The sequence below is a fragment of the Acinetobacter sp. ANC 7912 genome (assembly GCF_039862785.1).
Taxonomy (GTDB): Bacteria; Pseudomonadota; Gammaproteobacteria; order Pseudomonadales; family Moraxellaceae; genus Acinetobacter; species Acinetobacter thermotolerans.
In genome coordinates this window covers 496,703-523,332 of the sequence record NZ_CP156795.1, presented here as the reverse complement: position 1 = coordinate 523,332, position 26,630 = coordinate 496,703, and the positions used below count along the sequence as shown (strand labels likewise).

General features: G+C 43.9%; 26 protein-coding genes, 4 tRNA genes and 1 pseudogene. 15 read left to right on the top strand and 16 right to left on the bottom strand.

All coding sequences use genetic code 11. The features are described from left to right. Positions 1 to 42: 42 nt before the first annotated feature. Positions 43 to 342 carry an antibiotic biosynthesis monooxygenase gene (locus tag ABEF84_RS02635; protein ID WP_034583764.1) on the top strand — a complete coding sequence of 100 codons (300 nt, stop codon included), beginning with the start codon at positions 43 to 45 and terminating at the stop codon, positions 340 to 342. Here ABEF84_RS02635 and ABEF84_RS02630 read toward each other — a convergent pair. Beyond that, on the bottom strand, positions 339 to 1,202 hold the full coding sequence (locus tag ABEF84_RS02630; RefSeq protein ID WP_171077661.1) for an energy transducer TonB: 864 nt from the start codon (positions 1,200 to 1,202) through the stop codon (positions 339 to 341). The two genes, ABEF84_RS02635 and ABEF84_RS02630, sit on opposite strands and share 4 nt — an antisense overlap. 268 nt (positions 1,203 to 1,470) lie before the next feature. Between ABEF84_RS02630 and ABEF84_RS02625 the strand changes: the two genes are divergently transcribed. The 3 genes from ABEF84_RS02625 (at position 1,471) to ABEF84_RS02615 (ending at position 3,702) form a co-directional block, all read left to right on the top strand. Beyond that, complete coding sequence (locus tag ABEF84_RS02625) at positions 1,471 to 2,160, top strand: hypothetical protein (RefSeq protein WP_034583747.1); 690 nt, start codon at positions 1,471 to 1,473, stop codon at positions 2,158 to 2,160. Positions 2,161 to 2,322: 162 nt separating this feature from the next. Continuing rightward, the gene (locus ABEF84_RS02620) at positions 2,323 to 3,036 is read left to right on the top strand and encodes a DUF3108 domain-containing protein (protein ID WP_034583749.1); all 714 of its coding nucleotides are present in this window, start codon (positions 2,323 to 2,325) and stop codon (positions 3,034 to 3,036) included. A gap of 90 nt (positions 3,037 to 3,126) precedes the next feature. Beyond that, positions 3,127 to 3,702, top strand: a complete 576-nt coding sequence (locus tag ABEF84_RS02615; RefSeq protein WP_034583752.1) for a xanthine phosphoribosyltransferase — start codon at positions 3,127 to 3,129, stop codon at positions 3,700 to 3,702. Positions 3,703 to 3,922: 220 nt separating this feature from the next. Here ABEF84_RS02615 and ABEF84_RS02610 read toward each other — a convergent pair whose 3' ends face one another. The 3 genes from ABEF84_RS02610 to ABEF84_RS02600 form a co-directional block, all read right to left on the bottom strand. Then, positions 3,923 to 4,579, bottom strand: coding sequence for a hypothetical protein (locus ABEF84_RS02610; RefSeq protein WP_034583755.1), 657 nt, complete (start codon positions 4,577 to 4,579; stop codon positions 3,923 to 3,925). Between the two features lie 81 nt (positions 4,580 to 4,660). Next, positions 4,661 to 5,857 carry a CsgG/HfaB family protein gene (locus tag ABEF84_RS02605; RefSeq protein WP_347453557.1) on the bottom strand — a complete coding sequence of 399 codons (1,197 nt, stop codon included), beginning with the start codon at positions 5,855 to 5,857 and terminating at the stop codon, positions 4,661 to 4,663. Then, positions 5,851 to 6,234 (bottom strand): hypothetical protein, encoded by a 384-nt coding sequence (locus ABEF84_RS02600; RefSeq protein WP_034583761.1) that lies wholly within the window; start codon positions 6,232 to 6,234, stop codon positions 5,851 to 5,853. Before ABEF84_RS02600 ends, ABEF84_RS02605 begins: the two co-directional genes overlap by 7 nt. A gap of 852 nt (positions 6,235 to 7,086) precedes the next feature. Here ABEF84_RS02600 and ABEF84_RS02595 point away from each other — a divergent pair. Beyond that, positions 7,087 to 7,503 (top strand): hypothetical protein, encoded by a 417-nt coding sequence (locus ABEF84_RS02595; RefSeq protein WP_034587410.1) that lies wholly within the window; start codon positions 7,087 to 7,089, stop codon positions 7,501 to 7,503. A gap of 28 nt (positions 7,504 to 7,531) precedes the next feature. Here ABEF84_RS02595 and wrbA read toward each other — a convergent pair whose 3' ends face one another. Further along, positions 7,532 to 8,128 (bottom strand): NAD(P)H:quinone oxidoreductase, encoded by a 597-nt coding sequence (gene wrbA / locus ABEF84_RS02590; protein ID WP_034587412.1) that lies wholly within the window; start codon positions 8,126 to 8,128, stop codon positions 7,532 to 7,534. A gap of 110 nt (positions 8,129 to 8,238) precedes the next feature. Between wrbA and ABEF84_RS02585 the strand changes: the two genes are divergently transcribed. Further along, on the top strand, positions 8,239 to 9,507 hold the full coding sequence (locus ABEF84_RS02585) for a YihY family inner membrane protein (protein ID WP_034587414.1): 1,269 nt from the start codon (positions 8,239 to 8,241) through the stop codon (positions 9,505 to 9,507). A gap of 78 nt (positions 9,508 to 9,585) precedes the next feature. Here the strand turns inward: ABEF84_RS02585 and ABEF84_RS02580 are convergent, their stop codons facing one another. From ABEF84_RS02580 to ABEF84_RS02570, 3 genes are read right to left on the bottom strand one after another with little or no spacing between them, the layout of a single operon-like run. After that, positions 9,586 to 9,900, bottom strand: a complete 315-nt coding sequence (locus tag ABEF84_RS02580) for a DMT family transporter (protein ID WP_347456201.1) — start codon at positions 9,898 to 9,900, stop codon at positions 9,586 to 9,588. Positions 9,901 to 9,949: 49 nt separating this feature from the next. Further along, complete coding sequence (locus ABEF84_RS02575; RefSeq protein ID WP_034587415.1) at positions 9,950 to 10,591, bottom strand: fumarylacetoacetate hydrolase family protein; 642 nt, start codon at positions 10,589 to 10,591, stop codon at positions 9,950 to 9,952. A 27-nt stretch (positions 10,592 to 10,618) separates the two neighbouring features. After that, positions 10,619 to 11,116, bottom strand: a complete 498-nt coding sequence (locus tag ABEF84_RS02570; protein WP_034587417.1) for a YcxB family protein — start codon at positions 11,114 to 11,116, stop codon at positions 10,619 to 10,621. A 171-nt stretch (positions 11,117 to 11,287) separates the two neighbouring features. Here ABEF84_RS02570 and ABEF84_RS02565 point away from each other — a divergent pair, with 171 nt between their 5' ends. Further along, entirely contained in the window at positions 11,288 to 12,586 is a 1,299-nt protein-coding gene (locus ABEF84_RS02565; RefSeq protein WP_034587418.1) for a hypothetical protein, read from the top strand. A gap of 101 nt (positions 12,587 to 12,687) precedes the next feature. Here ABEF84_RS02565 and ABEF84_RS02560 read toward each other — a convergent pair. From ABEF84_RS02560 to ABEF84_RS02540, 5 genes are all read right to left on the bottom strand, one after another. Next, positions 12,688 to 12,764 (bottom strand) — tRNA-Arg (locus tag ABEF84_RS02560). Between the two features lie 195 nt (positions 12,765 to 12,959). Next, entirely contained in the window at positions 12,960 to 13,565 is a 606-nt protein-coding gene (locus ABEF84_RS02555; RefSeq protein ID WP_034587420.1) for a dihydrofolate reductase family protein, read from the bottom strand. Positions 13,566 to 13,690: 125 nt separating this feature from the next. Next, positions 13,691 to 13,767 (bottom strand) — tRNA-Arg (locus ABEF84_RS02550). Positions 13,768 to 13,815: 48 nt separating this feature from the next. Next, positions 13,816 to 13,892 (bottom strand) — tRNA-Arg (locus tag ABEF84_RS02545). Positions 13,893 to 13,905: 13 nt separating this feature from the next. Further along, positions 13,906 to 13,995 (bottom strand) — tRNA-Ser (locus tag ABEF84_RS02540). Between the two features lie 262 nt (positions 13,996 to 14,257). Between ABEF84_RS02540 and rnr the strand changes: the two genes are divergently transcribed. From rnr to ABEF84_RS02505, 8 genes and pseudogenes are all read left to right on the top strand, one after another. Further along, positions 14,258 to 16,705 carry a ribonuclease R gene (rnr, locus tag ABEF84_RS02535; protein WP_034587422.1) on the top strand — a complete coding sequence of 816 codons (2,448 nt, stop codon included), beginning with the start codon at positions 14,258 to 14,260 and terminating at the stop codon, positions 16,703 to 16,705. Between the two features lie 55 nt (positions 16,706 to 16,760). After that, positions 16,761 to 17,072 (top strand): DpnI domain-containing protein, encoded by a 312-nt coding sequence (locus tag ABEF84_RS02530; protein WP_347453556.1) that lies wholly within the window; start codon positions 16,761 to 16,763, stop codon positions 17,070 to 17,072. Between the two features lie 134 nt (positions 17,073 to 17,206). Then, complete coding sequence (locus ABEF84_RS02525; RefSeq protein WP_075174500.1) at positions 17,207 to 18,169, top strand: IS30-like element IS18 family transposase; 963 nt, start codon at positions 17,207 to 17,209, stop codon at positions 18,167 to 18,169. After that, the gene (locus tag ABEF84_RS15605) at positions 18,170 to 18,349 is read left to right on the top strand and encodes a DpnI domain-containing protein (protein WP_404798915.1); all 180 of its coding nucleotides are present in this window, start codon (positions 18,170 to 18,172) and stop codon (positions 18,347 to 18,349) included. A gap of 80 nt (positions 18,350 to 18,429) precedes the next feature. Continuing rightward, positions 18,430 to 20,469 carry a M3 family metallopeptidase gene (locus ABEF84_RS02520; protein ID WP_347453554.1) on the top strand — a complete coding sequence of 680 codons (2,040 nt, stop codon included), beginning with the start codon at positions 18,430 to 18,432 and terminating at the stop codon, positions 20,467 to 20,469. A 40-nt stretch (positions 20,470 to 20,509) separates the two neighbouring features. Beyond that, positions 20,510 to 20,725: a YheV family putative zinc ribbon protein gene (locus ABEF84_RS02515; RefSeq protein WP_171077705.1), complete on the top strand. Its 216-nt coding sequence runs from the start codon at positions 20,510 to 20,512 to the stop codon at positions 20,723 to 20,725. A 14-nt stretch (positions 20,726 to 20,739) separates the two neighbouring features. Beyond that, the gene (locus ABEF84_RS02510; protein ID WP_034587428.1) at positions 20,740 to 21,183 is read left to right on the top strand and encodes a hypothetical protein; all 444 of its coding nucleotides are present in this window, start codon (positions 20,740 to 20,742) and stop codon (positions 21,181 to 21,183) included. Between the two features lie 51 nt (positions 21,184 to 21,234). Then, positions 21,235 to 22,122 (top strand): annotated as a pseudogene (locus tag ABEF84_RS02505) (DMT family transporter). Between the two features lie 48 nt (positions 22,123 to 22,170). On the opposite strand, the gene ABEF84_RS02500 reads toward ABEF84_RS02505, so the two are convergent. From ABEF84_RS02500 to ABEF84_RS02490, 3 genes are all read right to left on the bottom strand, one after another. Next, entirely contained in the window at positions 22,171 to 24,366 is a 2,196-nt protein-coding gene (locus ABEF84_RS02500) for a TRAP transporter large permease subunit (protein ID WP_034587432.1), read from the bottom strand. A gap of 177 nt (positions 24,367 to 24,543) precedes the next feature. Beyond that, positions 24,544 to 25,122 (bottom strand): rhombosortase, encoded by a 579-nt coding sequence (rrtA, locus tag ABEF84_RS02495; protein WP_034587434.1) that lies wholly within the window; start codon positions 25,120 to 25,122, stop codon positions 24,544 to 24,546. Positions 25,123 to 25,182: 60 nt separating this feature from the next. Beyond that, on the bottom strand, positions 25,183 to 26,226 hold the full coding sequence (locus ABEF84_RS02490; RefSeq protein ID WP_347453553.1) for a hypothetical protein: 1,044 nt from the start codon (positions 26,224 to 26,226) through the stop codon (positions 25,183 to 25,185). Between the last annotated feature and the right edge of the window lie 404 nt (positions 26,227 to 26,630).

Genomic DNA, 26,630 nt, shown 5'->3' with positions numbered 1-26,630 from the left:
AGGATGTCAAAAATTCACAACCTTATTAAATCAGAAATTACCATGCAATATGTCGTTATTTTTAAAGCTAGAATTAAACAGCTTGACCAACATTATTTTAAAACTGCGCAATGTATGCGGGAAAAGGCACTGACCCAATTTAACTGTCAGCATTTTGAAAGTTTAACTGAAGGAACCGATGAGGTTGCGCTTTCCTACTGGAGTAGCCTGCAGGATATTCATGCCTGGCATCAGGACGCTGAACACCAAGCTGCACAACAACTCGGTAAAGACAACTGGTATCGCTATTTCAGCGTGGATGTCTGCAAGGTACTCCGCCATTATGAAACAGTGCTGGATTAACGCACCTCAAACTCTGCCTCAGCAGGATCAAAGCGCCACGTCCGAATAATCCGCAGTTCGGAAATATCTTTCATTTTGGCATCAAACACGCCAAACGGCGCTGCTTTACGCAGTGACATTTTCGCCGCTTCATCCAGCACCGCATGGCCTGAAGACTCTAGCAAACGGATCGCACGAATCCCGCCGTTCTGGTTCAGGATCACCATCAAACGCACATCACCCGCTAGGCGCTGCAGACGGGCAGATTCCGGATAAAAACGGTTGCCATAGAATTCTACCTTCTGACGGAACTTTTCCAGATAGGCTGCAGAGACGTCCTGCTTGGCCTGAATCCCATCCACAGTTTTAATCTTTTGCTGACGGCTAAAATTTTGCTGGCGTTGCATATATTGCGCTTCCAGACTTGCCACCATGGCTGCTTTGGCCTGGAACTGGCTATTCAGTTCTTCCTGACGTTTTTTACGCTGATTTTCTTCCGCCTGTTTCTGCCAGCTCAATGCCGTCATCAGCACTTTTTCTTCAAAACTGAGTTCCTGCTTCTGCCTCAGCATATCTTCGCTTTGCTGCTGTGCTTCTCCCACTGCTGCTTCATCGGCTGGTATAGGCATCGGGGCATCACTCGACATTCGATGGGCTTCTCGGAACTGGCCAGAACCTTGCTGATCGGTTTGCGCGAGGAAATCGGCATGCTCTATTTTGTCATTGCTGATGCGTAGGCTGACCGCAATTTCCTTGCTTGAAGTATCCCGCTCCTGAGGCATACCAAACTGCAGCAGCAAAATCATGATATGCAGGATGGCAGCAATGGCTACTGCTCCACTGAAAATCGGATCTTTCCACCATGACTTAACCAAAGGCATCAGCGTCATTCTACTCATATGTTTAGGCTCAGAATCGAGCCTTTATCCCCAAGATCTTGCAAAGAAAATTTTATTCAGCGCGTAATATTGATACATCTTTCACTTTCACTCGAGAATGCGACCTATATCAATTCTTCTACGCTGTATAAACAAAACATTAAAAATGTTGCATTTTATTTTGTTAAACTGCAAGCACAGACACTTGTATTTTTTATGCTTTTCGACAAGATACACCTCAATAGAAAGAAAGTTGCCAGGATGCTTCCCTATGCAGACCCTCATTACCAATATCTCCAGACGCATCCGCCAAGTGTATCAGAAGGCGGGAGAGTTTATTGAAGATGAACGTGAGTTTCCGCTATCGCAAGTATTTTTAAATGCGACCTTCCAGCGTTTTGTCACTGACAATGTCAAAATGCTTAAAGATTTGCATGCAGATCTGCATGATGACTGGCTCCGACTTTATGCCACTTTAGATTTTAAAGGCATGCTGATCACACTGTCTGTCGATCTGAAACTGGTACAGATGGAACTAAATAAAGACAAACAGCTGATTGTATTTGAGCAGATCAGTGATACGCAGGTGATTGATGCCAAATATCCAAATGTCTTTTATAAAATCGGGGTTCGCTGTGCCTTGTTCTTTTATCAACGGATTTTAAATGAAGACCCACTTGGCATGATTCTTGAAAAACTGGGTGTGATTAAAGTCATTGATGACCTGCTCCATCTGGATCTGAATCGCTGGCTGGGCAAGAGTCGCTCCGTCATTGATACTTTGTCAAAGGTACATGTTAATCATGCGGTGCTGCGTGAAGCTGAGCTGGTGGTCTTTGGCAATGTTAATCTGGCGGCCCTGTTCCGAAAACTGTCTCAGGAAAAAGAAGAAAGCTGGGATGATGCAGATGAATTCAGTGAAACTCAGATTACCCCGATCAAGCAGAAAGACAAATCCTAAACGTCGTTATAGAGACGCTAAATTATGAATTCATTATGAAAAACAGCTACATGAATCATACATTTTAGTATTCTCTATCAGTTCAATCTTCACATTTTGACCCCATAATAAGTCATATGGCGGAAGTGACTGACTGCCCTTTTGATATAGGAAAATTCACTTATGGCAAAACAAATTTATAAAACCCTTGGCATGGCTGCAGGACTGACCTCAGCTCTGGTATTTACTGGCATGTCCAGCCAAGCATTTGCCATGAGCCCATTTCAAGCCTCTTATCAGTTTATCTATAACGGTAAAAATATGGGTTCAGCGACACGGACCCTGAGTAAATCAGGCAATAACTGGACCTATGTATTTGCTGCTAAAGCTGCCGCAATTGCTTCAGCTACTGAAACTAGTCACTTTACGTTCCATAATGGCAAGATTGGTTCGACCAGCTTTAGCCGTACCAGCAAGATTCTGGTACATAACAATACTATGAGCATCAAGTTCAATCCTTCTTCTAGAACTATCAGCACCAAGAAGGATGACAAGACCTATAGCTTTGGCTGGAAAGACGGTGCACTGGATGAGCTAAATGCAGAATTACAGATTCGTGAAGATCTCAAATCTTCAGGTCTGAAAGGCAGTTACTATATTGCGGATGCAAAGGAACTTGAAGCTCGCAAATTTGTCAAACACGGTACTGAAAATATCAAGACTAGCTATGGCACATTCAACACCATTAAAGTGGTAATGAAACATGACAAGCCTGGACGTGAAACCATTTTCTGGCTGGCACCAAAACTTGATTATTTACCGGTCAAAGTGACCCATGTTGACAAGAAAGCTTCCTATGGCCTGCTGCTGACAGGCTATAAAGGTCCAACAACCTGATTGTTTTTGACGATTTTCGCTTGATTTTTTCCGGGTGCTTTTTACAATACGCTTTTGCTTGAAAAAGCACCTGGTCTTGAGGAATCTCCCGTGCACGCACTAGAACAGAAAATCTTAGCTGAAGGTATCGTTCTATCTGAAGAAGTCTTAAAAGTAGACTCTTTCTTAAATCACCAAATCGATCCTGTCATGATGCAGCAAATTGGTCAGGAATTTGCGCGTCTATTTAAAGATGCGGGTATCACCAAAATCATTACCATCGAAGCGTCCGGGATTGCTCCTGCCGTGATGGCAGGCCTTGAGTTGGGTGTTCCGGTGATCTTTGCACGTAAATACCAGTCTCTTACCCTAAAAGACAACCTGTACCGTTCTAAAGTGTTTTCTTTCACCAAACAGACTGAAAGTACCATTGCCATTTCTAAAAAGCACATCAGTGCTTCTGACAAGGTTCTGGTAATTGATGACTTCCTGGCAAATGGTCAAGCTGCACTCGGTCTAGCTGACCTAATTCATCAGGCAGAAGCAACTGTAGTCGGTATTGGTATCGTGATTGAAAAATCATTCCAACCAGGCCGTGACATTCTGCTTGAAAAAGGTTACCGCGTCGAATCATTAGCACGTGTCAAATCACTGGCGAATGGTACTGTTGAATTTATGCGTGACTAAATTTCTCTATGATCTATGAGAAATTAGGGGAAAGAGTGCCTAGGCGCTCTTTTTTTATTACCTATCTTCTTATTCGCAAAAGTTGAAAGAAAAATTCTTAGCGCGAATCACTGAATGTTCCGATGAATAAACAGCAATTTCAATTTTTTCTAATATAAAATAAAAAGCCTAACTATCTGCCAATAGTTAGGCCTGTATTATTTTTAAATAGTAATAATGCCTACTTCACGGTGACTGTAATACTTCCAGTATTTACAGCACCGATGGCAGTAGTTTTAATATTATTAATTGTATTTTCAGCTCCATCCAATGCTGCTGTTACAGATGCATCAAGAGCACCAGAATTATAAGCTACATTTGCCACACTATAATTACTTAATGTCTGATCTAGTCGCTCTTCTAAAGTAGTAGCAAGCTCATTATTGACTGTATTATCTAAATCTTTAGACCAGTCTGATGCAGTTTCACCATCAACATTTTCAACGCTCTCCTCCAAGTCACTTAAATTATTATCCAGACTCGCTGTTAATTCACTTGTTTTTAAAGAACTTAGACTACCCTGTTCTACTGCAATGTTACCTGTATTCACAGCACCCATAGCAGTTGTTTCGATAGTACCTACAACATTATTGACAGTTCCTAATACTTCCTCAGTAGTTTCTACTACTCCTTCAGCATTGATATCAACACTTGAATTGATATCAGCTGTATTTACTGCAAGATTAAGAGCTGAACCATTCGCAACCTGTTGTGATAGTGTATTTAAAGCTGTCTGTAAACCTGTATCTACGGCTACCTCTGTATCTTGAGCATAAACCATGCCTGCACCAGACAGGAAGGTGACGGATAAAGCGATTGTTTTGATCGTGTTTTTCATCTTTGTTTTTCCTTTTCTAGTTTTGAAGTATCGCTCGCTCGATACTTCTTTTATTAATGGGAGCGAGCCCATTTGTAGCTATCAGTCACGCTGTGTGCTTGACCAATAGTTTTCTAAAACTTCAGGATTAACATCCCATAGGGTAGATGTCTTTTCCTCTTCTTTTTGTTCATCTTTTTTTTCTGGTGATTCTTTTTCTTCAGCAATTTTTTTGTCTGAAGAAGACGCTTGTTTTTTACTGATATATTTAATCAGGTCCTGCTTATTCATTTCAGGTTCCGCCTCTGGATTCTGGATTACCTCAGATTCTTTCTGCTTAGGTGGCTTGGTATCCTTGCTAGGCGAATTGGTTGACTTATCTTTCTCAAGAGATGACTGGTTCTCATCTAAAGTTGATGTTTGTATAGGATCATTGGAAGCACGGCCATTTTCTTGCTGAGTCTTTTTATATTTATGCAACGCCACAGCACTACGTGTTAAGTTTAAACGCCCATACTCAGGTGGAATCTGTGCTCGGCAACTTTCAAATACAGGCGGAGGAACTACTTGGCTCAAAAGTTCAAAAGTCGCCAGATTTAGCATTTGTCTCAAAGCAAAATTGGTCGCTTCACGTTCACCTTTCCCTATCTGAACATTAAACAAAGTGCGTCCTGCAAAACGGCCTGCGCTCAAGCCATAATCCTGAGCTGCAATCTGTTTTTGCAATGAGACATTAGCCACTACTTTACTGCTGCGAGTATCGGTGAGAGATAAGTCCAGCCCCACCATGATCCGGGTCTGGCTGTAATTCGGTCCAACACCTGCAATTTGCATATCCAAACCACCGCCGGGAATAAAATCCAGGCTGTTAATACTTCCAGTGACATAATAATTAGAGGCCAGAATCTGACGCGGGTCACGAATTCCCCACTTAGCCTCACTTTCAATGATGCGTGGATCACGCCTGTTCAAGACACTGACACCCGCCTGAAACAAAGCTGATTGCACCATATCTCCAGCACCCTGAGTAACCATCTTACCGCTACCACCATTGGTCACTACATCCTTACCAGTCTGGTCCAGAATAGCACCTACGGAAAAGCTGACATCATTACGTAATTTGCCACTAAGACAACTTAATGCCATGTCGAAAGGAGTAAAAATATCGGTAATTGGAGGTCCCTGTACCAATTCAACTGGCTTTGAATTGGAAGGGGCTAAACCTGTACATCCAGTCAGGATAAAAGTCGTCACAATGCCAGTTGACGATAAATATCGCCTATACGAGAAATTCAGCATAAAGTTTCTCCCGGCTGGTTACTTACATTCGGGCATTGCTGAGCATTCTGATTTGTATTGGAATTTATTGGTGCATCATTCTGCAGATCAGTAGATATATCGACTCCATTGTTGGAACCATCAATTGTTATGTTATTTGTGGGCGTATTTACCGTACCAATTGAATTAGAAGAGGTGTTATAAACATTTGTCCTTGCCTTACCAAAACTCTCATAATAATCAGACTCTCTGAGTTCAATCAGATTTGCTTGTGCCAGATTCTCGCTAGAACGGCTTGGTGATGCTTTCCAACGCTGACTCCATTCATCAGATGTTGCATAAGCATTGCTCAGAAAACATAGACAAGATAAACCTATATTGATAATCAATATTTTCATAACCTTAGCATCCTATGAATTTAATAATTTATTTAGAATCCAATCAAAATAAGAGTTAATTTATCTGACAAAAATTAGATCATATTAAAAATTAAAATGTACATTTGATTATTATTCACACATTTTTTAATTTTTAAAATAAAAAATAGAATATTGTTTTTAAAATGATTTTTATATTTGTTTAGATTATGTTATTTGGAATTATTGATTTTATATATTTTGTTTTGACTTTAATATTCATATTTAAAGGTTGACTAAAATAATAGAATTAATGTATTTATAATAATTGCCAATTCATCTTAATAAAAATATAATTATTATAATTTTCACTATTATAAATTGATAAATTTTTATTTTATTGAAAAATCTTTTTTATTTATTCTCTCTAATTCACTTTATAAAGAAAGCGTATTGAGAAATTAGAGATGAGAATAGTTATTATTAGAGCAGATGCTTGACGCTTTGGTCTTTTCCCTAGAGTAGGTCAGAAATTAAGACAACACATCCTGAAATGGCCCGTGCCTAACAGCCTGAGAATAATGTTATTTAGTGTTAAAGGGTGATAAGTGAATTATTTTAACTAACCTCTAGCACAGTCAACCCCAGGGATTCAGCAATTTTGAGCAACAACAATCTGTTCAAAAGTATTTCAATCTGCCTTCCCTACACCTCCAGATTTTTTACAGCAGAAATACAAAGCCTTAACCGTATTCCCTCTACAATCAATTGGAAGGAAATGTCCCTGACATCTCCATACAAAGCAGACATACTAAAAAACTGACCAATAGACCTAGCAAAAAGCAGTTACAGTTGTCTTTATGCCAGTCGATCACATTCATTGATGGAATAATTATGCAATGTCCTAAATGCGGCTCAACAGAAGTTAAACCACGTAATCATGAACAAAACCTGAAAAAAATCGGTGGCATTTTAATGACCTCTGCCGGAGCGACAGCGGGTACTGTCGGTGGTGCCGCTTCAGGCGCTTCAATCGGTGCTGCCATTGGAACCGTTGCAGGCCCACTGGGAGTGATTGTAGGTGGAACTGTAGGAACTTTTGTTGGTGCCATTAGTGTCGGGATTACTGGCGGTGTGATTGGTAACTTTTTAGGAAAAAAAGCAGGTATAACTGTCGACCGTAACCTGTTTCTTGATTATCAGTGTTTAAAGTGCAAACACCGTTTTAATGTCAAAGCCTCAGAAATTTCAGCGTCTCCAGAAGATCAAGTAAGCAATAAGAAAGCTAATGACCAGGACAATAAAGCCTGATTGCTTTATTGTCTCCCATTATCTGTGTTTAAGCTTGACTTAGCTTCAAAGCTACTTCTGCTAAACGTTTACCTTGTGCTTCACACAGAATTTTTTCATCCTGACTAAGTGGCTGGTCATGACGTGCACCACTGACATGACTGGCACCATACGGCGTACCACCAGTTTTGGTGTTTGATAATGCCGGTGCTGCATTACTCAAGCCCATAATCATCATGCCATGATGGAACAATGGCGGCAGCATCGTCAGCAAGGTACTTTCCTGTCCACCATGCATCGAACCTGAAGCCGTAAAGACACAAGCCGGTTTGCCATGCAGAGCACCATTCAGCCACAGACTGGTGGTTTGATCCCAGAAGTATTTCATTTCCGAAGCCATATTACCGAAACGGGTCGGTGAACCTAGAGCCAATGCCGAACAGTTGGCCAGCTCATCTAAGGTACAGTAAATATCACCTTCCGCCGGTATGCTCGGTTCCGCTTCAGTCACCACGGTAGAAATATTCGGCACGGTTCTGATTTTGACTGCCATTCCTGCAGCTTCAACCCCATTGGCAATCAGGTGCGCCATTTCTTTCGTTGAACCATATTTGCTGTAATATAAAACAAGAACATAAGGTTGCATAATGAGGGTGTTCAATATTAAAAAAGAAAACTATACGGTATTTTTCAGTTTTTTTGGCTAAGCTGAAGCAGAAAATTCATGATGAATAAGAAAATAGAGACAACAAGCGCATGATGGTTAAATATTTAAAGAAATTACCTTTTTACGAGAAACACTGGTTTCAGTTTATCTTGTTTGTTCTCAGGCGCTTTGAAGCAGATCGTTGTCGCGAGCAGGCCGGCTCACTGACCTATACCACTCTGTTTGCCGTGGTACCGATGCTGACCGTTTTCTTGGTGATTATCTCATCGATTAAGGCATTAGAACCGGCACGCCAGCAACTGCAGTCTATGATCTATGCCAATTTTTTACCGAAAACCAGTATTGCTTTTGACAAGGCACTGAGTGCATTTACTGACAAATCCAGTAATTTAACCATTATCGGGATTCTATTTTTATTCATCACTACCGTATTGATGCTGTCCAGTATTGAAACCGTGTTTAACCGGATCTGGAGGGTCACTGAAACCCGTGGTGGTATTATTGGCTTTATGCGCTACTGGACGATTATTTCACTCGGCCCGATTTTACTGGGTAGTGCCTTTGCTATTTCTTCAACTGTCGCTTCCATGAGTGTCCTCAGCAATAACTTTGCTGGCTATGAACTCAATGGCGCCTTTATTCTCTGGTTAATTTCTTTTTCGCTGACTATTCTCGGTTTTTTTATTCTAAACTGGACCATTCCAAATCGTACCGTACCGATTAAATCAGCCCTGATTGGCGGGGTTTTTAGTGCCGTGGTATTTGAGTTACTGAAAAATCTGTTTGGTTTTATCATGACCAATTTCACCAGTTATGAAATTGTCTATGGTGCCTTTGCTGCAGTACCGATTTTCCTGCTGTGGATTTATCTGTCCTGGAATATTGTCTTGCTTGGTGTGGAAATCAGTTATGCTATGACGGCGTTTGAATCCGCTCAAGATCAAAAACGGCATCCGATTATTATGCTGCTGGATCTACTAGAACTGTTCTACCGGAAGCAGAAAACTGGAGAAAGCGTCAGCGAGTCACAGGCACTAGAAGTACTGGGACGAGATGAAATTGGCCGTCTACCGAGCTATATCCTGATGTTTGAAAAACAGAATTTGATCAAGCGTACCGATGACAATGAATATGTCCTGGTACGTGACCTGGATCAGGTCAATTTCTGGGATTTTTATCTGAAGCTACCATATGCCCTGCCACATGCCAAAGACACTGAAAATGTGCACTGTGATGATCTGTGGATGCAGCGTCTGGCACCGAAGATTATCGATGCAGACCAGTATCTGGCAGAGAATTTGAGTATTCCTTTGTCGGATCTATTTAAAGATCAAAAAGGACTGAAACCTACAGCTTAATTCTATAATCCATCCTGAGGGTAATCAGGATGGGTTTATATTTTCAGTTTCATAATAAATAAATTTCTCTACTTAAATTTAGACATTCATAGCAATTTTCTGGGCAATCCAGTGGTGCAAACTCACTGTCATCACGCCCAGCATGACCAGCGCAGTACCCAAAATAAAATTCAGCTCAATATCTTCATTCAAAAACACAACACCAAAGATCATACCGAAAATCGGAGTTAGAAATGAGAATACTCCTATCCCATTAGCGAGATAATTTCGCAGTAACCAAAACCACATTATCAGGCTAAATACACACATAAGGAATACATGAAAGAGCATGCTTCCAATGGCTATAGCGCTCCAATGAATCTCAGCTTGCCCAGTAAGTATTGCCACTGGCATTAACCAGATAAAAAAGGAGCTTTTCGCTCCTTTCTCTACCCATCTGGAATTATTTTACAAAGGTCGTCCAGACATATTCCTGAGTTTTGCCTTGTAAGGTCATTTTCAGCTGCTCACCAGATTGAAGTGCAGCCACACCTGCAGGCGTACCTGTCATCACTACGTCACCTTCTTCTAGCGTAAACACTTGACTGATGTCCGCCAGCAAGGTACCAATATCAAAAATCAGTAAAGCCGTGTCACCCTTCTGACGTAGTTTATCATTGATATGCAAGGTGTAATGCACATCTTTCCAGTCATTCACCACATCAGCCACTGGTACCCAGTCAGCTAACAGGCAAGCACCATCAAAAGCTTTAGCACGTTCCCATGGCTGACCTTTTTTCTTTAAGTCATCCTGAAGGTCACGCAAAGTCAGATCCAGACCTAAAGTCACTGCACCTACTGCTTGCAAAGCTTTGGCGGGATCAGTTTCATTTTTCAGGGTACGGTCGATACGCAGACTGAGTTCGCACTCATAATGACAACTGCCCAGGTCACGGTTCCAGTCAATTCCTGCCTCTAAAGTTCCCAATGCACTTGGCGGCTTAATAAACAGCACTGGACGATCAGGAATGGCATTGCCGAGTTCTTTGGCATGATCGGCATAACTACGACCGACACAGACAATCTTGGAAGGACGGGTACTCATGATGGGAATCTCCTTATCTGGATAGATTTATTTCTTAAAGGTATTTTCAAAAATACTTTGTTCAGCAGCATCGGCAAAGACACGTTTGGGCACAATAATCACGGTGCGGTTCTTCAGTTCCAGCATATAAGTCAGCTTGCCTTTAGCAAAGTTCTGAACTTCACTGTAGTGCACCACTTTACTATGACCATTATGGTAAATTTCGGCATGATCCTGATACAGGTCGATACCCTGCTCGCTTTTACCAAACTGGTATTTCACAAACTGACGCTTGAACATCATCGGCAGGAACCAGTAACGCATGATGCCCTGCATAATCAGGAAAAAGGCACCCAGTGCCACGTAATAACGCCCGACACCACTGAAGCCCATAGAAAAGCCCCAGATGATGATTCCGATACTCACCAGCGGGGTCAGAAAACGGCTAATCTGTTTCTTGCCAAAGGTTGCAAGCGCAAAACCATCCTGCGATTCTTCCAAGGTCAGAAAATAGCGGGTCGATAAAGTTGGTGCTGACTCAGCCATAGCATCACATCAAAACATAAAGATCATTGTGTCATACTATATCAAATTCGCTGTTAACCCCATTCATAAAATGCATTCAAAAATGAATTACATATCTCTGCTTTCGCTTGCGGGAAAAATCATTTTTAATCTAGCACTATCAAAAGAATAAAATGCACAACAGGATGTTGTATGAATCCCCTAAAATCAGTTCTGCTACTGGCCATTTTTACTGCCACGATTCCCGCAAGCTGGGCAAAGATTATTACCTGGACACCATCCTTACCCAGCAGTGTTGATGTCTTTACCAGCCCACAGCAATTGGCAGATCTGGCGGGTGATCGCTTACTGATTTATGCCCATCCTAAACAATCGGTACAGTTACCCACCTTGAAAAAAGCCTCGACACAAAAAGCCCAGTTTTATAGCAGTGCGGTGGTCTTGCCTGTTCCAGAAGCACAGGTAAAAAAGCTGTTGCTAAATTATCAGGGCTATGTGGGCCTGTTCCCTGCGCTAAAAAATGCCAAAGTGCTCGAAGCTCAGGGGAATATTCAGCAGGTTCGTTATCAGGTGCATATTCCCACCCCTATTCCGGTGCTGAATTTTAAGGAAAATGTAGTGATGCAGCATCAGGTCGGTGATCATCATATTGATACCCTGATTATTGATGCACCAATTCCTTATGGGGCTGGTCGGCTGGAATGGTTTGCACTTGGACCGAATAAAACCCTGGTCACCGTCACCCAATGGGGTGACCTGGATCAGCCCAAAGGTTTTCTGTTTAGCAAAATCCTGAATGCCTTACCTGAAGCTAAATTGGGTATTCCTGCCGGTACCAATGCCTTCCTCATGGAAGCGTTACAGCAACGTTTTAAACCACAAAACAGCGCCGTATTGCCTACAGGTCAAATTCCGCAAGTACAATTGAATACCAGTCAGATTCAGAAAATTAGCCAGCTCAGCCAGCAATCTGGTCAACCGGTCAGTTTTATTCTGCCTGCTTATCAAGTGAAATTTGGACAGTCACTAGAAAATATGCGTTTTAGCAGCAGTTTTCATTACTACCCGCAACCAGCACAAAAACTACAACCTTGGCTGGCCGCTGATGCCAGTCAGCAACTGTTCCCACGACAGATCCGTAAAGTTGAATTAAAGCCGGTGAATAGCCAGCAACTAGATGCAAACTATAAGGTATCTGTTGGACTCGGTGTGATTCAAATTCCCTTTGATTTCAAGCTGCGCTATCAACAGCCAAATCCCTTACAGAGCCAGTTTGATGCGGTCGGTGGAGATTTAAAATTTGTCAAAGCCGGGATGAAGCTGCTGCCACAAGGACAAGGCACTTTATTCCAGATGATCAGCAGCATGAAGATTCATGATCAGGCCCCGTTTTTATTACGTGCCATGCGCAGCCTACCCTATCACGATGTTTTACCAGCCGTTGGTGCAAATACGGTGTATGCACTAAAAGTTCAGAAGAAGCTGAAATAAAAAAAAATAGCAGTTATTGTTTTTTTATATCTCTATCCAAAAATTCCAGGCGTAAAAAAACCGCATCAATGTGCGGTTTTTTCAGAATTCTTTATCAAGATTGGTGCGCTCAGAGAGATTCGAACTCCCGACCCCTTAGTTCGTAGCCAAGTGCTCTATCCAGCTGAGCTATGAGCGCGACGTCTTGATGGGGTGCATTATACGTGTTTTTTACCAGTTGTTAAGTGCTTTTTAATAAAATCACAACCAAACGTACAGGAAATAAACGATATCGCCAATTTTCAGCTTTCTTGAGGAAAAATTCCGTAAATTTAGAGTTAAAAACAATTAATCATTTCAAACCAAAGTGTCGAAATTCTAAAGTATAAGTCTCTCAATCTTCAAATGTGCCCGTTTGCACTTCACCGACTTTCTGATAATGGCTAAACAATACACCATTTGCAGCCACCGCATGATCGACTAGCTGAAAAGATTTCGGCACTGATCTTTCATTAAACAGACGTTTGCCTTTACCCAAGACAACAGGAAAAGTCAGCAGATAAAGTTCATCGACCAGATCATGCTGGAAAAGGGTCTGTACCAGCGTGGCACTACCATGCACTCGGATATCCCCACCCTCTGCTGCTTTTAGATTAATGACATCATTGATGCTATTTAAAAAGACCGTATTTTGCCAATCGGAATGATTCAGACTGGTAGACAGAACATATTTATTGACCTCATTGATGCCCGCCCAATCATCCGCATGTTGCGGCCAGTAAGGTTCAAAAATCTGGAAGGTATTTTTACCCAGCAGAATATCGGTAGACCGCATCCATTTTTCCATGATGGCGTCAAAGGCAGCGTCAGTTCCAGCAGAGAAATACGGCACGCCCCAGCCGCCATATTCAAAGCCACCGGAAGTATCTTCTTCCTGACCGCCGGGCGCCTGCATCACGCCATCTATTGTGATCATTTCCTGGACAATTATTTTTCTCATTGCACATGCCTTTATTCTTATTTACTCACCTGAGCATTATTTTTAGCATGGCTTTTATTGGGATGGGGATTTTGTAAATTTTAGGCACAAAAAAACCGCATCAATGTGCGGTTCATTGTTCAAGTTGGTGCGCTCAGAGAGATTCGAACTCCCGACCCCTTAGTTCGTAGCCAAGTGCTCTATCCAGCTGAGCTATGAGCGCGTAACTTGTGTCGTCTTAATAGACTTACGTTTTTTCCGGTTTACTTATTGGTGCGCTCAGAGAGATTCGAACTCCCGACCCCTTAGTTCGTAGCCAAGTGCTCTATCCAGCTGAGCTATGAGCGCGACATAAGTAAAGTGGCGGTGAGAGAGGGATTCGAACCCTCGATACAGTTGCCCGTATGCGTCCTTAGCAGGGACGTGGTTTCAGCCACTCACCCATCTCACCGTAACGTGCCGCCATAATACAAATTTCGGCATAGCACTGCAAGCACAGCTTTAAAAAAAAGTGCAGTTTTTTGCTCGTTTAAATACTTTTTAAGCAATTTCTCTATTTTCACCGACTTATCTACAGAAAAGTTCGCCTATTCTTGACCTAGTCGAAAATTATCCGAAAAACGGAAACTTAAACAGATTATTGCAATCATTTACGTGCAGTCTGTGCGTACATGACTTATGCTTATTATATCTCCTAGGACATTTGAAAAAACATGATGAAAAATTGGGTCGATCCTGAAGCAAAAGCTGAAGCTGAACGTTACGAAAACCCTATCCCAAGTCGCACGCTGATTTTAGAAACTATTGAAAAGAATAATGCCCAGTCGCATGCCGACCTGGTGGAATATTTTGAAATTAAAGATCAAAAAAGTATTGATGCCCTGAACCACCGCCTGATTGCCATGGTGCGTGATGGCCAGCTGATGAAAGATGGCTTTAAATTCCAGATCGCAGCTGAACAGCCAGAATACGAAGCGACGGTCTATATCAATTCCAAGGGTTTGGGGACGGCCAGTATTGCCGGACAGGATGACCTGTTACTGCCAGAGCGTGAACTGCGCCAGGTGTTTAATGGTGACCGCGTTAAAGTACGCCAGACTTCAGTTGACCGTAAAGGCAAAGCTTGGGGCTTTATTACCGAAGTCGTACAGCACCGCGTCAAACAGATTATTGGCAAGTTGTGTGAATATGAAGGTGAATACTTTGTGCAGCCAGCCAGCCCGAATTCACATCAGCCGATTACACTAGAAAAAGAACTGATTGACCATGCACAGGTGAAGGTTGGCGATTTTATCCGTGTTGCGATTGATATCTATCCGACCAAGGATGAATTTTCTGCCGGCCATATTGTGCAGTCCATGGCAGATAAAGCCGATACCGAAATCATCATTCCACAAACCATTCTGGAATATGGCCTGCCATATGAATTCCCGGAAGAAGTATTACAAGAAGCAGAAAGCTTTAAAGAACCGGATGAAAAAGACCGTGAAGGCCGCATTGATCTGCGTGACCTGGCTTTGGTCACCATTGATGGTGAAGATGCCCGCGACTTTGACGATGCCGTATATGCAGAAAAACGCCCAGGTGGTGGTTACCGTGTAGTAGTCGCAATCGCCGATGTCAGCCACTATGTCCGTGTAGGTCGTCCGCTAGATGATGAAGCACAGGAACGTGGTACTTCGGTGTATTTCCCGCACTTTGTTTTACCAATGCTGCCTGAAGCGCTATCCAATGGTCTGTGTTCATTGAATCCACATGTCGACCGTCTGTGTATGGTCTGTGACCTGAAACTGTCGCGTGCTGGCCGCGTGACCGGCTTCGAGTTCTACCCTTCTGTCATGCACTCCAAAGCACGCCTGACTTATGATCAGGTGGCCAAGTACTTTGAAGGCGACAGTGATGCGATTATAGAAGATCGTGCAGTCCGTAAATCCCTGAATACCCTGTTCCAGCTATATCAGGTACTGAAGGGTCTACGCGCTGATCGTCATGCTATGGAATTCGAAACTGTTGAAACTTATATGACTTTCGACGAGTTAGGCGGTATTAAGGAGATTCTGCCACGTACCCGTAATGATGCACACAAGTTGATTGAAGAATGTATGTTACTGGCCAACGTGGCTGCGGCAGAATATGCTCTGGAAAATGACATTCCAATGCTGTACCGCGTGCATCAGCCACCTGAATTCTCACGTATCCAGAAAGTCCGTGACTTCGTAAAACAGTTGGGTCTGACCTTCCCGGAACAGCCGACTCAGAAAGATTATCAGGAAGTCATTGAAGCAACCAAAGACCGGATCGATGCGCCAAGCATTCACGCGGTACTATTACGCTCCATGATGCAGGCTTACTATGGTGCAAAGAATGACGGTCACTATGGTCTGGCTTATGATGCTTATACGCACTTTACTTCGCCAATCCGTCGTTATCCGGATCTGTTGTTGCACCGTGCGATCAAGGCTCACTTAAGCAAAAAACCATATCCGATTTCTGGTGCTTCACTGGATGATGCCGGTGATCACTTCTCGGCAACTGAACGTCGTGCTGATGAAGCTTCTCGTTCAGTGACTGGTTGGCTCAAAGCACACTATATGCAACAGCATATTGGAGATGAATTTGTCGGCCTTATTAGTGCCACAGCCGAGTTTGGTCTATTCGTGACATTAAAAGATCTGTATGTCGATGGTATGGTACATGTCAGCCAGCTCGGTGATGACTTCTTTGTCTTTGACCAAACCACACAATCGCTGGTCGGTCAGAGCCGTGGCCAGATCTTTGGTTTAGGTGATGAAGTGAAGGTCAAAGTGGCTGGCGTGAATCTGGAAGAACGCAAGATCGACTTTGAACTGATCCAGCAGCTTACCCACGCCGGTCGTCCGGTCCGTGCCCGTGCCCCACGTGTGGCAGAGAAAAAACCTGCGCCACGTCCAGAAGCCACTGAAGAAGTCTTTGGCAAGCATGAACGCGAATCCAAAGGCAATGGCGGTGCAGATGGAGAACAACCCAGACGACGCAAAAAAGACAAAGGAAAACCCAATTCCTACAGCAAAAAGTCTGCTAAAAAATCTTCAGGAAAGTCTGAAGCAAAGAATGCAGATAAAATAAAGAAAAAGGCAAAAGCTAAAAAGAAAAAATCTAATGCCAAGCCTAAGAGTGAATAATTTTTGTTGTTAAGATAAAGAGAGCTTCGGCTCTCTTTATCTTTTTGGAAATCATATGGCATCAGAAAAACAAGTTTTAGGCTCTTGGGGAGAAAATTTAGTCAAAGATCACTGTCCTTGTCCAAAGTGTAAAAAAACTAAAACGTTTAAATTACTTCCACAAAATTTTAAATGTGCTGATCTTATCTGTGACTTTTGTGGCTTTTTAGCTCAAGTTAAATCAACAAGAGTAAAAAATGTAAATATTTTACCTAAAACAATTTTAGGAGCAGCATGGCTTCCACAGAAAGAACGTATGAATGCTTTTATCTATTTTCCTGTTTATTTAGTTCCGCAGATTCAAATCCCAAGTGCGACACATTTGTAGTTAGTTGAAAAAGTTAGGTGTATTCATAGACGCAGATTCAAATCCCAAGTGCGACACATTTGTAGTTAGTTGAAAAAGTTAGGTGTATTCATAGAATCATTAGACTTTTTCAACTCGCAATTGGAAAGCACACAATGAAGAAATACACCCAACTTTCTCAAGATGAAAGATACGAAATTTATGCTACTTTGAAAAGTAAAAGCTCAATCGCTAACCTTGCTCGGGAGTTAGGGCGTTCACGATCAACCATCTACCGTGAATTAAAAAGAAATACTGGGCAACGTGGATATAGGGCTCAACAGGCAGCGAAATTTGCAAGTCAAAGACGGTACCGTCCTTCCTCATCAATGACAGCATTTGCCTTCGCCTATATTGATTATTTAATTGGCTTGGACTGGTCACCAGAACAAATTTCAGGTGCTTTAACACAACGCGGTTGGCTGGATGTACCTTCACATGAGTGGATTTACCAGTACATTTATCAAGATAAATCAAAAGGCGGTAAACTCCATCTACACTTAAGGCATCAGAAGAAATATCGAAAACGAGGTTACAAAAACACGGATCGTAGGGGGCAAATCATTGATAAAACAAGTATTCACTGTCGAGACCAGGTCATTGATCAACGACAACGTTTAGGAGATTTCGAAGGTGACACGGTGATTGGTAAACATCATAAAGGTGCTTTATTAACCCTTGTTGATCGAAAGAGCCTGTATGTACATATTGTTCATTTAGGATCAACGAGAGCATCCTCTCAAACGATTACTTGTGCGTTAGATCGTTTACGAATGAGCCATGCTTATAGTGTGACATTTGATAATGGTAAAGAATTTTCCGAACACAAAAGAATTACTGATGCCGGGATAGAGACGTATTTTGCTGATCCTTACAAGTCTATTCAGCGAGCTAGAAATGAAAATACAAATGGTTTAATCCGTCAATATCTGCCAAAATCATCATCGTTTGATGACGTGTCAAACGAACAAATAGAGCAGATAGAATTTGCACTCAACCATCGTCCTAGAAAAACGCTAGGTTGGTATACACCGAGTGAAGTTATGGCTGGTTTTTATACTGTTGCACTTGCCGCTTGAATCCGCCTTCTTAAATCAGAAGAAGAATATGCTGTTTATTATTTACCAACAGACTTTCAATCTCCTGAACTTTTTGTACCTCGTAAACCGTTATCTGACCAAGCGAAACGAGCAGGTTGGCAAGGGTTTCTATACGATTTATCCAAAGTTCCTCAAGGGGCTTTCATTCGAATCGTTTAACTAAAATGCTGATCGGCTTGATTTCTCTATCAAGAAGCCTTACTTCTATAAACATCACAGGAAATAATCGGCAGACCGACATGACATTAGAAAAGGCAACTTTGCCTGTTCCACAATTTGACAAAATCACCCTAGCAGAACTGAAAGAAAAAATTGAAAGCTGTATTGCTGAAGGGCAGAAATTTCTCAACGAACTGACCGAAACCCCACAATCTGCTGAAGAACAGCTCGCCATTCTGGAACATGTCGATACGCTGGAAAATAACATGAGTGAGTCATGGGGCATCCTGTCACATCTCAATGCCGTCATGAATAATGCCGAGACCCGTGAAGTCTATCAGAGCCTATTACCCGGTCTCAGCGACTATTACACCCAACTCGGTCAACATACGGCGCTGTACCAGACCTATCAGCATGTTCATGATGCTCAGGTCTTTGCCGAACTGCCTGCAGCACAACAAAGTGCGATCAAACTGGCACTACGTGACTTTAAACTGTCCGGTGTAGCACTAGAAGGTGAAGCGAAAAAACGTTTTGCGGAAATCTCTGCCCGCCTGTCACAACTATCATCAGATTTCTCGAATCATGTGCTGGATGCGACTCAAGCTTATTTCAGACCACTGAACGAAGATGAACTAGAAGGCCTGTCTGCCAGCAATATCGAATTACTGAAACAATATGGCCAACAGCGTGAGCTGGATCAGCCAGTCGCCACCTTGGAGTTTCCTTCTTATTTGGCAATCATGACGCATTCTGCTAACCGCAGCCTGCGTGAAGAAATCTACAAGGCCTATACCACCCGCGCTTCGGATCAGTCAGACAAGTCGGAGTTTGACAATACCCCGATCATGGAAGAAATCCTGAGCCTGCGTGAGGAAATGGCTACCCTGCTCGGCTTTAACAACTATGCCGAATATTCACTGGCCAGCAAAATGGCGCCAAGCGTAGAAGCGGTGGATGAATTCCTGCGTGATCTGGCTGAACATGCGCGTGAGCCAGCGCAAAAAGAAATTTCCGAACTGAAAGCCATTGCCGCTGAAGATGGCATTACTGAACTACAGCCTTGGGACAGCAGTTACTATTCTGAAAAGCTGAAAATGCGCCAGTTCAACCTGTCTCAGGAAGCGCTAAAACCGTATTTCCCGACACCAAAAGTGATTCAGGGTCTGTTTAGTATCGTCAATCGCCTGTATGGCATTCAGGTGGTGGAACGCGAAGCACCGTTATGGCATCCGGATGCACATTATTTTGAACTGGAAGACCAGGGCGAAGTCATTGGTGGCTTCTACTTTGACCTATATGCGCGTCAAGGTAAACGTGGCGGTGCCTGGATGAGTGGTTTCCGTTCACGTATGCGTGGCAAAGATGGCCTACAAAAACCGATTTGCTATATGGTCGGTAACTTTACGCCGCCTGTGGGTGACAAACCTGCTCTACTGAGCCATGATGAAGTCACTACACTATTTCACGAATTTGGTCATGGCCTGCATCATATGCTCACTGAAGTGGACAATATCGCGGTTGCCGGTACCCACGGCGTGGCTTGGGATGCCGTTGAACTGCCAAGCCAGTTTATGGAATTTTGGGCATGGGATCAGGAAAGTCTGAATCTGCTAAGTGAACATATTGAAACCAAAGAAGTCCTTCCAGCAGACTTGCTAAAAGCTTTACTGGATGCCCGTTTCTTCCAGTCTGGCATGCAAACCCTACGTCAGCTCGAGTTTGCCCTGTTTGACCTGACCATTCACCGTGCCAACCCCGCACTGAATGCCGAGCAGATTCAGGCCACGCTGAATGATATCCGCGACAAATATGCGGTCTTACCGACTACACCATATAACCGCTTCCAGCACAGCTTTAGCCATATCTTTGCAGGTGGTTATGCAGCCGGTTATTACTCGTATAAGTGGGCAGAAGTTTTGGCTAGCGATGCCTTTGACCGTTTTGAAACCGAGGGCATTTTCAATACTGAAACTGGCAAAGCCTTCCGTAAAAACATTTTAGCCGTTGGTGGTAAAGACAAGGCACTGGATGCATTTGTAAACTTCCGTGGTCGTGAACCGAAAATTGATGCCCTGCTGCGTCATCAAGGTTGGACGAATACGGTAAAAAATGCTTAAACTAGCCGTTTAAGTAGATTGATAGGTGAGTATGATGACCATTAAACGTCGTTTCATTGCAGGTGCAAAATGTCCAAAATGTCAGGCAATGGATCGGGTCGTGATGCTCACCTCTGGCGAGAATGAATGGATCGAGTGCATCGACTGCGGTTATGAGGAAAACCGTCCGACCCACGTTGATGCGCCTGAAATTCCTGCTGTACCTGATGAAGTAGGTGTGATTAAATTCAAGCCTAGAGAATCAAATAAAAAATAGCCAAGGTTAAAGATATGAGTATAGAACCAAGGGAAAGTTCTAAACTTTTAATGGGGATTATTGGGGGATTAATTGCGGTGGTGGCACTGGTCGTTGCCTACCAGTGGTGGAATAGCGCTGCGCCACAGGAAACCACTGAACATGACATGGTTCATGTTACACCTCCTCCATCTAAAACTGCAGAACCCAGCAATCCTGCTCCAGTGGCAGAGCCAACACCTGAAGCAGTTCAAGCCATAGAGGAAAATGCTTTGGTCAAGGAAGAAATTCTAAAAGCTCCAGTACCTGAAAATCCGGCTCTGGCCAAAGAAGAAGTTTCTCGACTTGAAGACATTCAGGCTCAGTTGTATGAACAGAAATCCACCTTGGCAGCCCAGCACAAAGATGCCGATGAGCTGATCAAGCTCAAGGAAGAACAGATCAAGCTGCTCGAGGCACAACTCGCAGAAAAGCCATAATTTCACTGAAAATATCGCTAGAATAGGATCAACCTTCTAGCGATATTTTTTATGTCTGCCGCGCCCCCATCCAACCTGCTGAAAGCCATTCTGTTTCTCACCTGTTCCGCACTGCTATTTTCCCTGATGGGCGTCTGTATTCGTTATGCTTCGCATACTGTGGACAACGCCACGGTGGTATTTTTCCGTAATGCGGTTGGCATGTTACTGTTCCTACCTTTGCTGCTTAGCAAAGGCATCGGTTTCTTTAAAACTGAAAAGCTATGGATGCATACCTAGCGTTCGGTGGTTGGTCTAATGGCGATGTATGGCTTTTTCTATGCCATCGCGCATTTAAAACTCTCCAATGCCATGGTCTTTACCTACTCCTCCCCGATCTTTATTCCTTTTATCGCCTGGTTATTTCTCAAAGAAAAAATCACCAAACTGATGCTGCTGGCTGCAGGGATTGGCTTTATCGGGGTACTCTGCGTCACTAAACCGGATGCGGGTCTGTTTAATATCATGTCGGTGATTGGCCTCAGTGCCAGCTTTCTGGCCGCGATGGCTTTTGTCACCGTGCGTGCCCTGACCAATACTGAACCACCAGAACGGATCGTATTTTATTTCTGCTTTATTGGTACGTTGGTTTCCGTGATTCCAATGTTCTGGCACTGGCGTCCTTATAACATGAACGAGCTGATGTATCTGGTTGCCGCTGGTGTTCTGGCCAATATCAGCCAGATCTTTATGTCGAATGCCTACAAACTAGCACCAGCAGGACAGATTGGACCGGTAAATTATGTTGCGATTATTTTTGCCGGGTTCTGGGGTTATTTGTTCTGGAAAGAAATTCCAGATATGTTTAGTCTGATTGGATTGGCGCTGATTTTCTCTGCGATTCTGATTTGCAGTCCATTATTACAAAACCGTTTAAAGTCAAAGAAATCCAACGTCTAATTTCAAGTAATAAAAAAAGCACCCGAAGGTGCTTTTTTATTTGCAACTTTACTGATACCAGCCAAATAGCTTGAACACATATGGTACATAGGCAATGATCAACATCGCTGGTAGCAAGACGATCATTGGCAGAATCCAGCGTTCATAACGGTAGTAGAAAGATTGATTTCGCGCTTCTGCATCCGCTTCCGCCACTTCGGCATCCCCAATCGATTGCCTTGCCAGCAGATGGTTCAGCGCGACTGGTGGTGTTACATAACCCAGTTCGAAGCCGATCAGGGTAATCATCCAGAAGTGTACCGGATGAATGCCATACTGATACGCGACGGGTGCCACGGTTGCCGAGATCAGGATTACGGCGCCGAATGGATCCATAATCATTCCCACAAAGACCATCAAGCCCACAATCATGGTAATCACCAGAATTGTACTGTTGATATCTGTCGGGAAGGCTTCCATGATTTCCATACGCTCCAGCAAGCCGCCAACACTCACAGAAAGCGCCATCAGGATCACCAGCGCACCGATATGGCCAACCGTTTCACTGGTTGAAATATGCATGGATTTCCAGAAACCAACGTGACGTAGGGATGAACCCAATGCTGGTTCAGACTGTGCAGTCGCACCACCAATGCCATTCAGGTTCACGTTCAGACTTTCATCCCAATGACCCACTGGCGGGATTGGTGCAGGCTGATGACGCAGTTTGTCATAGAGCACAATCATCAGCAGGATCACAGGCATCATCACCGGTGCCGTGAACTCGTTCAGATTGGTTGCCAGCGCGTATTTATAGAACATCCAGATCAGAACAAAGATCACCACGTATGGAATTACTGCCAGGAACGCACGACCAGACTGTGGTGCTGCCACGCCTGCTGGTGCAATACGGAACTTGCTTTCAGCAAAGAACAGCGAAATTACCAGGAACAGGGTTGAACTGAGCAGAAATACATACACACCATAGTGATACAGCATGTCAGTAGTCACTTCCTTGTTCAGCGAAGCCACAACCACGATCAGCAGACATGGACGCAGCACCACACCGAGCGAACCCGACATTGCCGTTGCAGCCAGGGCAAACTGACGGCGACCACCCGCATTCCAGACTTCCTTATATATAATCGCACCAGCAGCAATCACAAAGATCCCGGATGCACCGGTATAAGCAGTTGGCAAAGCAGCCGCTAACAGGATCAGCCAGGTCAGGGTTTCAGGTGCCAGATTCCATGGACGCAGGATATTTAGGAACATATCCACGACACGGGTCTGTTTCAGCAGCATACCGGCCCAAATAAACAGCGCCAGATTCAGGAAGATGCTGGAGAATTCCACCAGCTGACCGAGGTAAATCCCTTGCCCCATTGGATAATCCATGAAGAAGGTAAAGTTCACCCCGGTCGTAATGGCCATATAGGCATACAGCGGTACGCTCAGGAAGGCCATACCAATGTTGCCGCCCTCACGGGTTGGCTTCGGCAATTTGATCACCTGGAACAGGCTGATCAGGGTCAAACCGCCAAATAGGATCATCCATAGCCAGTAGATATATTTCATATCCCCCATGGCCACACCAGAGTTCAGTACAGACTGATACTGGCTATAGGATGAGAAGGCCAGGAAAGCATTACCAATCAGCATTGCCAGTGTATAGACCCGGAAATCGATCTTGGTCGCTGGACTGCGCAGGCCGATATGGTGAGTTTTCAGGGTTGCACTAATCGCGGCAAACACCACCATGATCACCAGTAGCAGCGCACGATTCTCCACCCCAAACTTGAACAGGCCAAAGAAACTGGTCTCAAAGGTACGGTAAGCACGGATACTTGGATGGTCTTCAATATGTTTGACTGCACGATCATAAAAGGCATGCGATTCTTCACAAACCTGCTGTGCCTGCATAATCGCCGCACGGACATCGGCTTCAGAACGCACCCCGAAAATATCGGCAAATTCATCAGCTGCATCCGCTTTCATCTGCTGCTGGACACGCGCGTCCACATCGACATTGCGCTCACATTGTGGCGCTTTCGGTTCAGCACGCAAGAATGAATATTGCATCCCTGTTGCAGGATCACCATAAATGCGTTCACCCATGCGCAGCAACTGCCCATGGATCATTTCACCAGTACCAATAATCAGGGTGAGCAACAGCAGGACCAGCACGACAAATGTCGAGATCCACTCTGTCCAGATATAGCGCAACAGACCTAATCCTGATCTATCTTGAGCATCGTTTTGCATGTGTATTCCTATTGTTATTCTCTGGGAATGTCCACCCTATCCGGCTTCCCTTTCCCTTTAATCCTGCACCTTCCAGGTTACAGAATGATCTGATTGTTATTTATCCGACTCTGCCTCAGTTGCTGCCTAATTAAAATGACAATTTGCATTTTCTTTTTGGTTAATTCTGCCAACCGTTTATCGATCCAGCCAGTAATTGGCCAGGATATAGATATTGGCGATGACGATCCCCCAGATCACCCCGAGTAAATGGGCTTCGACCAGTACCGGACTACCAATCAGCTCTGCCGTGCTGGCACTGCCCATGGTATTTTCCCAGACCAGCTTGGCGAAAATCAGAAACAGTACCAGTGTTGCAAAACCACGTTCCTTTTTATAAAGCAAGTGTACGCAAGCGACCGCAGCATAGGCGCCATGTAATACCCCAGACAGCCCTGCATAGGCCTCAACATCTGTCAGGAAGAAATAAAAGCTTAAAGAAATGAGCAGTGGCAGGCAGAGCAAGATCCCGATAAAGTTCCAGACCGAAACGCGCGGAAAAATAAAAGGCAGGCAGATAAAAGCCAGCATATTCAAAAAATAATGAATCCAGCCAACATGCACCCAGTGCCCGGTCCACAAGCGCCAGAATTCCTCCAGCAGACTGTCCTGCCAGTAAATAAACTGATCCTGAAACACCTGCAGACAGGCACAAAAAGAGACAAAGAATGCCAGAAAGACAATCTTGTCTCGGAAGTGATAATCACTGACCTGCATCGCTGAATCCTCGGATCAATAGGATTTCAGGCCCATACAATATGTACAGGCCTGATCCAATCACGAATCATCAGAGTTAAACAGATCGTCCAGATCGGATGCAGTATCGTTGTCATCCCAGAAACGCTGCATCCCATCATCTGCACTGCGGATACCGGTGTTTTCAGTCCAGTAACGGTCCGCAATACCACCGACCATGATCGAAGCCATACTGTCGATCAGCTTGAACTGTGGATTCACCGGTTTTTCATCAGTACGTGCTTCTGCAAAGGTTTTCAGTGCATCACGGATCTTGGCATCATCACCGGTAGCCTGAGCGGCAACCGCATACAGGGCATGAGATAAACGTACACCCTTCTGTTCACCAATCTGGGTCGACTGTTTCAGGGTCTGATATGGATCTGGCTTGCCATCTCCTGCACCTGGCAACAAGGTCCAGATCACGGCACGAGTCGCCATTGGCGCACCCCAGAATTTTTCATTGTTCAGGCAGGTCATGCCGCGTTCGACCACTGCCGCGATATCTTTTGGTACCTGTACCGCACCGCCGGAGTTAATATCGTTAGTCATCGCCTGCAAGCCACTGAGCATCCCTAACAGATACACGGTCTGCTCAATATCGCCCTTCATCGTTGGACAAGTCTCACCCAGTGCGACGTTATATTTCTTTTCAAAACGCTTCTGGAACATCTGGTAGCCAGTGTACTGGCGTTGTGCTGCTAGCGCTGCCCAGCGTTTCTGCTCTACCCGGGCATCCTGAGCTTCACTGACCTGATTAGCTTTCGAAGCGCGCATATAACGTAGTTCAGCATCTAGCGCTTTCTGCTCGGCACAGATTCCCGCTGCTGAGTACATCAGTACTGCCACACGGGTTGGATCTGCGCCCATGTCCTTGGTTGACATGATCGCTGGCGTTAAGGCATTCCCCGAATTACATACCATTTCTGCATCGTCCATCGCCAGAATTGGTGGCACAATATGTTTCTCAGTAAAGCCCAGCGCGACATTGGCACCGGTTTTGATCACTTGAGAACAACCTGTTAAAGCCGTTGTTGTTATTGCTATGGCCGCCATACCCTGGCATATTTTTTGGACTTTCGACATTTTCCGGTCCTCTATAATTGTGATTATGTCCTTGATGCTGCTAAACATAACAGATGAACTATCCGAATTAAAGAGTATTTACTCTAAATTAGACCAATCACTTTGCCATTGATTGTGTATGCTGCAATTGACTGGGATGCAATAAATCTTAAATTTTGGGCAAAAAAAAGTAGCATTGCGACGGTTCAGCACATGCTACTTATTAACTGGGAAAGTGTGAAATCTATATTTTTATTCAACCACGCTTAATGGGTGCGAGCAGAAATTTGTTCCTTAACAATTGTACCGAGTCTTCCAATGACCAAAGCTAAAATGACCGCAATGACAGGAAACATCCACGTTGGAAATTCCATATCGATCTCCTCTGTTGACTTCGGTGATCTAAATTTAACTGGATAAAATAA

Excerpts from the sequence above, each read along its gene's own strand:
- ABEF84_RS02580 (WP_347456201.1), bottom strand. The coding sequence starts at position 9,900 with ATGCCAGTGGCAATACTTACTGGGCAAGCTGAGATTCATTGGAGCGCT.
- ABEF84_RS02555 (WP_034587420.1), bottom strand. The coding sequence starts at position 13,565 with ATGAGAAAAATAATTGTCCAGGAAATGATCACAATAGATGGCGTGATG.
- rnr (WP_034587422.1), top strand. The coding sequence starts at position 14,258 with ATGATGAAAAATTGGGTCGATCCTGAAGCAAAAGCTGAAGCTGAACGT.
- ABEF84_RS02605 (WP_347453557.1), bottom strand. The coding sequence starts at position 5,857 with ATGCTGAATTTCTCGTATAGGCGATATTTATCGTCAACTGGCATTGTG.
- ABEF84_RS02520 (WP_347453554.1), top strand. The coding sequence starts at position 18,430 with ATGACATTAGAAAAGGCAACTTTGCCTGTTCCACAATTTGACAAAATC.
- rrtA (WP_034587434.1), bottom strand. The coding sequence starts at position 25,122 with ATGCAGGTCAGTGATTATCACTTCCGAGACAAGATTGTCTTTCTGGCA.
- ABEF84_RS02575 (WP_034587415.1), bottom strand. The coding sequence starts at position 10,591 with ATGAGTACCCGTCCTTCCAAGATTGTCTGTGTCGGTCGTAGTTATGCC.
- ABEF84_RS02625 (WP_034583747.1), top strand. The coding sequence starts at position 1,471 with ATGCAGACCCTCATTACCAATATCTCCAGACGCATCCGCCAAGTGTAT.
- wrbA (WP_034587412.1), bottom strand. The coding sequence starts at position 8,128 with ATGCAACCTTATGTTCTTGTTTTATATTACAGCAAATATGGTTCAACG.
- ABEF84_RS02525 (WP_075174500.1), top strand. The coding sequence starts at position 17,207 with ATGAAGAAATACACCCAACTTTCTCAAGATGAAAGATACGAAATTTAT.
- ABEF84_RS02490 (WP_347453553.1), bottom strand. The coding sequence starts at position 26,226 with ATGTCGAAAGTCCAAAAAATATGCCAGGGTATGGCGGCCATAGCAATA.
- ABEF84_RS02635 (WP_034583764.1), top strand. The coding sequence starts at position 43 with ATGCAATATGTCGTTATTTTTAAAGCTAGAATTAAACAGCTTGACCAA.
- ABEF84_RS02600 (WP_034583761.1), bottom strand. The coding sequence starts at position 6,234 with ATGAAAATATTGATTATCAATATAGGTTTATCTTGTCTATGTTTTCTG.
- ABEF84_RS02500 (WP_034587432.1), bottom strand. The coding sequence starts at position 24,366 with ATGCAAAACGATGCTCAAGATAGATCAGGATTAGGTCTGTTGCGCTAT.
- ABEF84_RS02565 (WP_034587418.1), top strand. The coding sequence starts at position 11,288 with ATGAATCCCCTAAAATCAGTTCTGCTACTGGCCATTTTTACTGCCACG.
- ABEF84_RS02595 (WP_034587410.1), top strand. The coding sequence starts at position 7,087 with ATGCAATGTCCTAAATGCGGCTCAACAGAAGTTAAACCACGTAATCAT.
- ABEF84_RS02510 (WP_034587428.1), top strand. The coding sequence starts at position 20,740 with ATGAGTATAGAACCAAGGGAAAGTTCTAAACTTTTAATGGGGATTATT.
- ABEF84_RS02570 (WP_034587417.1), bottom strand. The coding sequence starts at position 11,116 with ATGGCTGAGTCAGCACCAACTTTATCGACCCGCTATTTTCTGACCTTG.
- ABEF84_RS02630 (WP_171077661.1), bottom strand. The coding sequence starts at position 1,202 with ATGCCTTTGGTTAAGTCATGGTGGAAAGATCCGATTTTCAGTGGAGCA.
- ABEF84_RS02610 (WP_034583755.1), bottom strand. The coding sequence starts at position 4,579 with ATGAAAAACACGATCAAAACAATCGCTTTATCCGTCACCTTCCTGTCT.
- ABEF84_RS02530 (WP_347453556.1), top strand. The coding sequence starts at position 16,761 with ATGGCATCAGAAAAACAAGTTTTAGGCTCTTGGGGAGAAAATTTAGTC.
- ABEF84_RS02620 (WP_034583749.1), top strand. The coding sequence starts at position 2,323 with ATGGCAAAACAAATTTATAAAACCCTTGGCATGGCTGCAGGACTGACC.
- ABEF84_RS02585 (WP_034587414.1), top strand. The coding sequence starts at position 8,239 with ATGATGGTTAAATATTTAAAGAAATTACCTTTTTACGAGAAACACTGG.